This window comes from Candidatus Woesearchaeota archaeon (genome assembly GCA_021734105.1).
Lineage (GTDB): Archaea > Nanobdellota > Nanobdellia > Woesearchaeales > SKGA01 > SKGA01.
This window is the reverse complement of the sequence record JAIPJP010000012.1, coordinates 23459-32043: the sequence shown is the minus strand read 5'-3', so window position 1 is coordinate 32043 and position 8585 is coordinate 23459. Positions and strand designations below refer to the sequence as shown.

Sequence of the window (8585 nt, the reverse complement as noted above, 5' to 3'; positions counted from 1 at the left end):
GTTCTTTTTTAGTTCACATCTGCTCAAGACGCTTAATTCTATCTTGAATGGGTGGATGCGTTGACCAAATTCTCGTCCACCAACCAGTCTTTTTTCTAAACGGTGTTGAAATAAATAAATGGGCTGTCGCCTTATTTGCTTTATCAACCAGGGGATCAGGATCTTTTGAAATTTTCTTAAGCGCATGAGCAAGCCCAGGAGGATATCTTGTAAGAAGAGCGCCCGCTGCATCTGCAGCAAATTCTCGTTTACGACTAATAGAAAGTTTTACTAATTGTGCAATGAAAGGAGCTAAAATAGCAAGCGCAATAGCAACAACAATAATAACAATATTGCCTTTATTATCATTACCACTACCACTACGACCCCCACCAAATAAAAAGCCGCGAAGCATCATATCGCTGAGTAGTATAATGGCGCCAACAAAGACTGCTGCAAAAAGCATCATGCGAATATCATAATTCTTAATATGTGCCATTTCATGAGCAATCACTCCTTCAAGTTCTTCACGATTCAAATTTTGAAGCAAGCCAGTGGTGACTGTAATTGAACCATGCTTTGGATCACGACCAGTTGCAAATGCGTTCAGCGCAGAATCTTTAATGACATACGCTTTAGGTGTTGGAATACCTGCTGCAATTGCAAGACCTTCAATAGTGTGATATAAATGAGGATATTCTTGCTTGGAAACTGGCTTTGCACCCATTGCTGAAAGCACCATTTTATCACCGGAAAAATATGCTAACGGTAAATAAATAATAAGAACAAGTAAGGCAATAGCTAAACCAAACAGACCATAGCCTGTGAAAGCCAGACCAATAGCAAAGCCTAAGCCCACAATAAGAAGAATAAAAATAAAAATCATGAAGACGGATTTTCTTTTATTTCTCCGTACTTCATCAAATGCTATACGAGTCATGAACAAACCCCTCTAAAACTTAACTTCAACGTTTTTCTTTTCTGCTTCTGTTGCTTCAAAAGATGTTTGCTCTGTGAAACTTAATATCCCAGCAAAGACGTTGTTTGGAAATTTCTGAATCTTTGTATTAAAGACCATAACCATGTCGTTGTAATGTTGACGCGAATATGCGATTTTATTCTCTGTGCCAGTAATTTCTTCCTGAAGCTGCATGAAGTTTTGATTAGCCTTAAGGTCAGGATAATTCTCTGCAACTGCAAATAAAGACTTAAGCATTCCCGTTAGTTCACCACTAGCTTTTGCAGTTTCATCAACGCCACTTGCATTCATAATTGCAGATCGAGCCTTAGTGATATTTTCTAACGTTTCTTTTTCGTGCTTCATATATCCCTTAACAGTATTTACTAAGTTAGGAATTAAATCGTTTCTTCGCTTTAATTGTACGTCAATTTGAGCCCAAGAATTTTTAACTTGATTTCGAAGACGGATTAAAGCGTTGTACAATGCTATAATGAATAACAGAAGTACGCCAACAATAATAACTATAATTAACCATGTTTCCATCGTATTTTACCCTCCAATAGCAGAAATTAGTCTCATTGGCTATTTAAACCTTATGGGAGATACATATATAAAGGCACTATATAAATGAGAATGTATGAAGAGGGAGATTAAAACGCTTTTGAAGAGCGATGAAAAAGTTATTCATCTAGATATTACAGCAAGAGACAGAATTTCTGTATGGAAGAAGGTACGCTGTCCTCTCGTTCCAGTTTTGAATCATTTCGTACTTAATTGTTCTAAGAATTTATTTGTCTTCATGGGACTGAAACGTTGTCTGCTACGACTTGTTGGTGTTCATGTTGGTAAGCGAGTTGGTATTGCGCCAGGACTCATCGACCCACTCATTCCCAGTTTGATTACATTTGAAGATGATGCAGTTATTGGACTGGGAAGCCATTTACTTGTGCACGAAATTACGCAAGACGATGTGAAAATTGGAAAAATACATGTAGGAAAGAAAGCAATAATTGGCGCTTATGCAACTGTGCATTGCGGTGTGAGCATTGGAGAAAATGCAATTGTTGCTATGGGAAGCGTTGTGACAAAAGACGTTCCTGCTGGAGAAATCTGGGGCGGCATACCAGCAAAGAAGATAAAGTGAAAAATTATTTAGAAAAATAATATTCTCCAGCTTCTTTCATAGCAATTCCAAAATAAGCCCAGCCAGCAATTTGATTTGCTTGGTTTTTTAATGCTTCAAGTCTAAACGCTGAACGTTCTTCTTCATTTGCAATAGAGAAAGGATGACCAGTCATACGTTGATAATCTTCTTTTAATTCTTGAAGAGGACACCACTCATTATAATATCTTAACGTTTGTTCAGGATTATGATCCCAAGCTCCAGAAGTAAATCTCATGTCAATGGTTCGACCTGTGATTTTTACTTTAGCATTATTAGGAAGGTTTTGTTCTTCAGCTTCAACTAGCAAGGAAACGAGAGTATTTTCCTCGTAATCGCCCAAATCATGAACCAATAACTTTTGAGAACTAGGTAGTTCATAACGAATACGAGGTCTTCCTAGTTTGCCGGCTTGTCCCATAAGAGACGAGAATAAAAGAGAGCTTATAATGATTTCTTTGAAAAAATAAACAAAAGCGCCACCGCGTTAAGATTCACCACGACCCGGATTTGCGCTCAGAAATGAAACTATTTCTGGCGCCAAAGGAACAAGTTCAAATCCACCTAGGCGAATTTTTTCTGAAAGAAAAAATGGCGCCACGACCCGGATTTGCGCTCAGAAATGAAACTATTTCTGGCGCCAAAGGAACAAGTTCAAATCCACCTAGGCGAATTTTTTCTGAAAGAAAAAATGGCGCCACGACCCGGATTTGAACCGGGAATCCCGAACGGGACAAGCTTTCCAGGCTTGCGCAATACCAGATTATGCGATCGTGGCGCGAAAATAAGTATAGTAGTTTGCAATCTACTTCTGTTTAAAAATGTTGTTCTAAGATAAAGAAATAAAGAAGAAGTAAAAAAATTAATGGTTGGCCTTTGGCTTAAACCATCTCGATTTCAATGTTCAGGCCGCGTTAGAATCGCAGATTCACTGGGCTTTCATATTTCGCTTGAATGGCTTACACCATTTCAATCTCAATATTCAAACCTTCTGGAATTGGAACTCTCATGATAAGTCGAAGAGCCCGTTCGTCAACGCCAATGTCAATGAGTCTTTTATGAATTCTCATTTCAAAGCGATCCCAAGAAGCTTTACCTTCTCCACTCGGGCTTTTTCTTGTAGTCACTTTTAGCTTCTTTGTAGGCAAAGGAATTGGCCCACGAAGAACGACACCAGTTTTCTCAGCGATACCTTTAATGTAGTCGCAGGTCTCGTTGATTTTATTAATGTCTGAACTTGCTAGTTTAATTCTTGCTTTCTGCATGTTGTTTTACCCGTGTATTAATCATAAACATCGAATTTATGATCCGAAATGAAAAAATGCTCAGAAATTAATAATTTCTGGCACGCTTCACAGCGAAAAGAAAATTGACTTAGGCCTTTTTGACTAAGTCAATACACATTCCCGCAGCAACGGTTGAACCGGAGTCTCGAATAGCAAAGTTTGCCATTTGCGGAAATTCTTCTTTCTTTTCAATTACCAGAGGAACAGTTGGTTTAATTCTAACAACCGCTGCATCTCCGTTTCGGATGAAATCAGGTTTGTCCACTGCTTCAGGACTTACCTTTTTAATAATTTCAGTTACTTGACAAGCGACTTGGCTGGTGTGAATATGGAAAACCGGTGTATAACCAACAGTAATAACGCTAGGATGGTTAAGAACAACAATTTGACCAGTGAATTCACTCACAACAGTTGGAGGATTACTTTCTGCGCCAATAACATCGCCACGTGCAAGGTCTTTTTTACCAAAACCTCGAACAGAAATACCGACGTTATCACCAGGTCCTGCTTTTTGCATTAATTCATGATGCATTTCAATAGTCTTACATTCACCATGAACACCTGTTCCTTCTCGACCAGGCATTGCAACAACTTTGTCACCAACTTTTAGAATACCAGTTTCAATTCGGCCTACAGGAACAACACCGATACCGGTAATGTTGTAAACGTCTTGAACAGGCATACGTAGTGCTAAGTCTACAGGTTTGTCAGGAACAGCTAACTCATTCATAGCTTCTAGAATTGTTGGACCTGAATACCAAGTCATGTTTTCGCTTTTCTTTACTACATTATCGCCTTTAAGTGAAGCGATTGGAATAAATTTAATATCAGCAGGATTATAACCTACACTTTTTAGTAAAGCAGAAACTTCTTCGACAACTGCTTTGTATCGAGCTTCAGCATAGTCTTGTAAGTCCATCTTGTTGATTGCAACAATTAATTGTGTAACTCCAAGTGTTCGACTTAGGAAAACGTGTTCTTTAGTTTGTGAGTTAACACCGTCGTTAGCTGCAACAACTAAAACACCAGCATCTGCTTGTGAAGCACCAGTAATCATGTTCTTAACAAAGTCTCTGTGACCTGGAGCATCAATAACCGTAAAGTAATATTTGTCTGTTTCAAACTTTTTGTGAGCAAGATCAATAGTTACGCCACGTTCTTGTTCTTCTTTTAGACCATCCATAACGTATGCAAATTCAAAACCAGCTTTACCAAGCTGTTCTGCTTTTTCTCGAAGTTTTCGAAGTTGCTGTTCGCTGATGGTGCCACTATCAAACATTAATCGTCCAACAGTTGTTGATTTACCATGGTCAACATGACCAATAAATACCAAATTGATGTGTTCTTTTTCTGCCATTTTCGTTATGACCCCCTTTCGTAGGAATATTATGTGTTTTTACTAGGAATAAACACTACAAATATTGCGCTCCTTCCTAGTCGTCTGGAAACATACTCTATTTATAAACATTACGCTTCAAATAAAAAAATAAAAAACACTCAAAAACAAGGTTTTGGGCGTGCTTTACAACGAATAAAAAAAGGCTTAACTAGCCCTATTCATTCTTATCTAGACCTTTTCTTGAACGAATTTGCTTAATGATTTTGTCCTGCAATTCTTCAGGTAATCGTTCAAACGTCTGGTCAACAACAGCACTGCTTCCTCGACCGCCAGTAGCAGACCGAAGTTCGCTTGCTAAGCCAAACATCTCTGCAACAGGCAATTTGCCTTTTACCGTTACTGTTGCACCGTCATCATCCATGTCAATGAGTTGACCTCGCTTATTGTTGATAAGTTTAGATACTTCACCAGTATACTCGCTTGGCGCTTCGAATTGTAAGGTTTGCACCGGCTCAAAGAGCACTGCTTTTGCATTTCTCATCGCATCGCGAATACCTTCTCGTACTGCAGGGTACAATTGAGCTGGACCACGGTGAATAGCGTCTTCGTGAAGTTTAACATCATCAAGAGTGACTTTTACCCCAAATGATGGTTCTCCTGAAAGACCACCACTTCGCATAACATCTTCAAACATGTCAAGTACCATTTCCATAATTTCACCAATGTGCACGATACCTCGTGTTCCATCAATGAAGACGTTTCCTTGATACACATCTTTTACTTTGTCAGCAACTTTTGTATCCCAACCAGCATCAGTAAAGTGTTTCCTAAAATCAAGATCTTTACGCTTCACACGGCCTTCTTGAATTTTTCCAGCATGAATTTTTTCAATAATTTCAGCTTCTAAAGGTTCGACATAAAAGTACAAACGATTGTGTTTGTTTGGCGATTTACCTTCAGCTGATTCAACATTTTTTCCCGTTACGGTTTCACGATATACCACAACAGGCGGACTGGTTTTTACTTCAACATTTTTTTCTTTTACGATTCTGTTTTCAATAATTTCTAAGTGCAGTTCACCCATACCACTCATTAAGTGTTCGCCAGTTTCTTGATTCAGCGTTATTTCAATAGAAGGATCTTCTTTTGAAACCTGAATTAATACTTCAACAAGTTTTGGTAAGTCGCTGGGTTTCTTTGCTTCAATTGCTTTAGTAATAACAGGGTCAAAAATGTGACTTAAACTTTCAAAAGGTTGTGTTTCTTTTTTTAGAGAAATAGTTTCTCCAGGGAATGCACCTTTTAAACCGCCAACACCAACAATGTTACCTGCAGGCACATTATCAACAATTTCTTTTTTTGCACCATTGTAAATATAGATTTGTTGCGTTCGTACTTCAAGGTTTGCTTTATGCATAAACACATTCAAACCCTTCTTCATTGTACCTGAATACAAACGACCCATACAAATTTCTCCTGCTTGCGGATCAACAACAACCTTAGTCACAACAAACATGACTTCACCAGTTGGATCTGCTGTTGTTAATGATTTACCAACATCACTCTCAAGTTCTCCTTTCCAGAATTTTTCAACGCGATAAGCTGCTGCTTGCACCGGATCTGGATGATGAATAACTGATGCGCTTAAAAGCACGTCGTGTAAAGGTGCTTTTTTACCTAATTTTTTCCAGGCTTCATCACCCTCAGTATATGCATCAATAACATCCTTAAAAGAAACACCATATTTTTTCATGTAAGGAATACTTAATGCCCAATTGTGAAACGCACTACCAAAACACACGCTTCCATCTTGTACATTGACTTGCCATTTCTTGCCAAATTCATCTTCTGCAATTTCAACAATGAGTCTATTTACCTCATTAATTGTTTTGGTAAAACGCTCCATCATTGCTTCAGGCGTTAATTGTAATTCTTTAATGAGTCTGTCTGTTTTGTTAATGAACAAAACTGGTTTAACACGTTCTCGAAGAGCTTGCCGAAGAACCGTTTCAGTTTGTGGCATAATACCTTCAACAGCACAACAGACAACAACTGCACCATCAACAGCACGCATAGCACGTGTTACGTCACCGCCAAAATCAACGTGACCTGGCGTATCAATTAAATTGATTAAATAATCTTCACCACTTACCGTGTGCACCATAGAAACTGCCGCACTATCAATAGTAATACCTCGTTCTGCTTCATCATCATGAAAATCTAAAGCTACAGCCTTACCTGCAAGCTCTTCACTTAACATTCCTGCACCTGCTAAAAGGTTGTCAGAAAGTGTTGTTTTTCCGTGATCAATGTGAGCAGCAATTGCAATATTTCGAATTTTTTCTGGGTTTTTCATACCCGCCATCACTCTATCAACCATCTTTGCCATATTTATTCACCCCGCTCGTCAGCAGCGTATAAAATTTCAAAATCAATACGCGGATAAGAAAATAGTTCATCATCAGTAAAGAATCGAGCTAGTTCTTCTTTTGCAGCATCTTCTGAATCAGATGTATGCACCACATTTGATTGCACACTTAAGGAAAGGTCTCCTCGAATTGTTCCAGGAAGCGCTTTTGCTCCATGAGTTTCACCTGCAAGCGTTCGCACCACATTAATCGCATTTAATCCTTCAAGAGCTATAATGATTGTTGGAGATGCTTGCATGAATGATTTAATTCCTGGGAAAAAAGGTTTGTCTTTTAGGTGCGCATAATGCTTTTCTAATAACTCATCTTTTAGATGGAGCATTTTCATACCAGCAATTTGTAAACCTTTTTTTTCAAAACGACCAATAATTTCACCAACCAATGCTCGGTTAATACCGTCTGGTTTAATGATAACTAATGTTTTTTCAACTTTCATTGTTCTTATTCACCTTTCCACATGCGTTCTTCATCACTAAATCATAAATTATAATAAAAAAATTATTTCTTGTTTTTCTTTGTTGTCTGAAACAGTTTAGTCCAAGGAGTAATTCGAGATTTGAATCCTCGCTTGATTTGCGTGTTCTGACATTTAGAAGAACAAAAATAAAAGACGGTACCGTCTTTTTTTACATACATCTTACCGGTGCCTGGATTAATGCTTTTTCCACAGAAACTACAATCTACCATTTTTATTCACCTAAATGTTTCCCCGACCAGTTTTGTTCAAAGGCCGCGCTTCAATTTCAGTTTCTCGAAGCATTAACGTATCACCAATTTGAACTGGACCACGAACATTTCTACGTAAGATCTTGTTTTTATCTCGACCATCAAGGACTTTGCAACGAACTTGAATTGCTTCACCACGAGTACCCGTTCGACCAACAATTTCTTCAATTGTTGCGGGAACTGCGTGAGTAAACAAAGAGCCGCTACTAGCATCAGTTTTTTTTCCTGATTGCTTGCCTTTGTAGCCTTTAGTATTATCTGCCATATTATCTACCTTATTCTTCATCTGGTTTAAAATTTGCAATTAAATCTTTTGCTTCACCAGCATCAACAACTGCAATAGCTACACTTGGAACTGCTAAGCCTGCTGCAGTACCGAGTTCTTCACGTGAAGGTACAGTTGCGCAAGGAATACCTTTTTCTTTAGCAAGCATGGGAATATGCATGATAATTTCTTTAGGACTTACATCACTAGCAACTGCTACAAATGCGGCTTTACCACGCTCTATAGCTTTTGTTACTTCATTAGTTCCACGCTTAATTGCGCCAGTTTTTTTTGCAACTTCAATAATTTCATATGCTGCGTCACTCATTTTTTATAACCTCCAGATTGCTCTGGTTTGTCTTTCACCTGCGATTATGGTTATCGCGCTTTGAGAAGAAAACTTCACAATGCCTCCATCAGACTCCCACCGAAGCGATT

11 protein-coding genes and 1 tRNA gene are annotated in these 8585 nt (G+C 38.4%); 1 reads left to right on the top strand and 11 read right to left on the bottom strand.

The window, feature by feature from the left end; all coding sequences use genetic code 11:
* Positions 1–13: 13 nt before the first annotated feature.
* Positions 14–919 (bottom strand): M48 family metalloprotease, encoded by a 906-nt coding sequence (locus K9M74_03150; protein ID MCF7798875.1) that lies wholly within the window; start codon positions 917–919, stop codon positions 14–16.
* A gap of 12 nt (positions 920–931) precedes the next feature.
* Positions 932–1483, bottom strand: coding sequence for a LemA family protein (locus tag K9M74_03145; protein ID MCF7798874.1), 552 nt, complete (start codon positions 1481–1483; stop codon positions 932–934).
* Positions 1484–1577: 94 nt separating this feature from the next.
* Between K9M74_03145 and K9M74_03140 the strand changes: the two genes are divergently transcribed.
* Positions 1578–2084, top strand: a complete 507-nt coding sequence (locus K9M74_03140; protein ID MCF7798873.1) for an acyltransferase — start codon at positions 1578–1580, stop codon at positions 2082–2084.
* A 4-nt stretch (positions 2085–2088) separates the two neighbouring features.
* On the opposite strand, the gene K9M74_03135 is transcribed toward K9M74_03140, so the two are convergent.
* The 9 genes from K9M74_03135 to K9M74_03095 form a co-directional block, all read right to left on the bottom strand.
* Positions 2089–2523, bottom strand: a complete 435-nt coding sequence (locus K9M74_03135; protein MCF7798872.1) for a hypothetical protein — start codon at positions 2521–2523, stop codon at positions 2089–2091.
* Positions 2524–2794: 271 nt separating this feature from the next.
* Positions 2795–2880, bottom strand: a tRNA-Ser gene (locus K9M74_03130).
* Between the two features lie 181 nt (positions 2881–3061).
* Positions 3062–3367 (bottom strand): 30S ribosomal protein S10, encoded by a 306-nt coding sequence (rpsJ, locus tag K9M74_03125; GenBank protein MCF7798871.1) that lies wholly within the window; start codon positions 3365–3367, stop codon positions 3062–3064.
* Positions 3368–3476: 109 nt separating this feature from the next.
* Positions 3477–4745: a translation elongation factor EF-1 subunit alpha gene (gene tuf, locus K9M74_03120; protein ID MCF7798870.1), complete on the bottom strand. Its 1269-nt coding sequence runs from the start codon at positions 4743–4745 to the stop codon at positions 3477–3479.
* A gap of 196 nt (positions 4746–4941) precedes the next feature.
* A complete protein-coding gene (locus tag K9M74_03115; GenBank protein MCF7798869.1) occupies positions 4942–7116 on the bottom strand; it encodes an elongation factor EF-2 in 2175 nt (724 codons plus the stop codon).
* Positions 7117–7118: 2 nt separating this feature from the next.
* Entirely contained in the window at positions 7119–7592 is a 474-nt protein-coding gene (ndk, locus tag K9M74_03110) for a nucleoside-diphosphate kinase (GenBank protein ID MCF7798868.1), read from the bottom strand.
* A 62-nt stretch (positions 7593–7654) separates the two neighbouring features.
* The gene (locus tag K9M74_03105; protein ID MCF7798867.1) at positions 7655–7843 is read right to left on the bottom strand and encodes a 50S ribosomal protein L24e; all 189 of its coding nucleotides are present in this window, start codon (positions 7841–7843) and stop codon (positions 7655–7657) included.
* A gap of 10 nt (positions 7844–7853) precedes the next feature.
* Entirely contained in the window at positions 7854–8147 is a 294-nt protein-coding gene (locus K9M74_03100; protein MCF7798866.1) for a 30S ribosomal protein S28e, read from the bottom strand.
* A 10-nt stretch (positions 8148–8157) separates the two neighbouring features.
* Entirely contained in the window at positions 8158–8475 is a 318-nt protein-coding gene (locus tag K9M74_03095) for a ribosomal L7Ae/L30e/S12e/Gadd45 family protein (GenBank protein ID MCF7798865.1), read from the bottom strand.
* Positions 8476–8585: the final 110 nt, after the last annotated feature.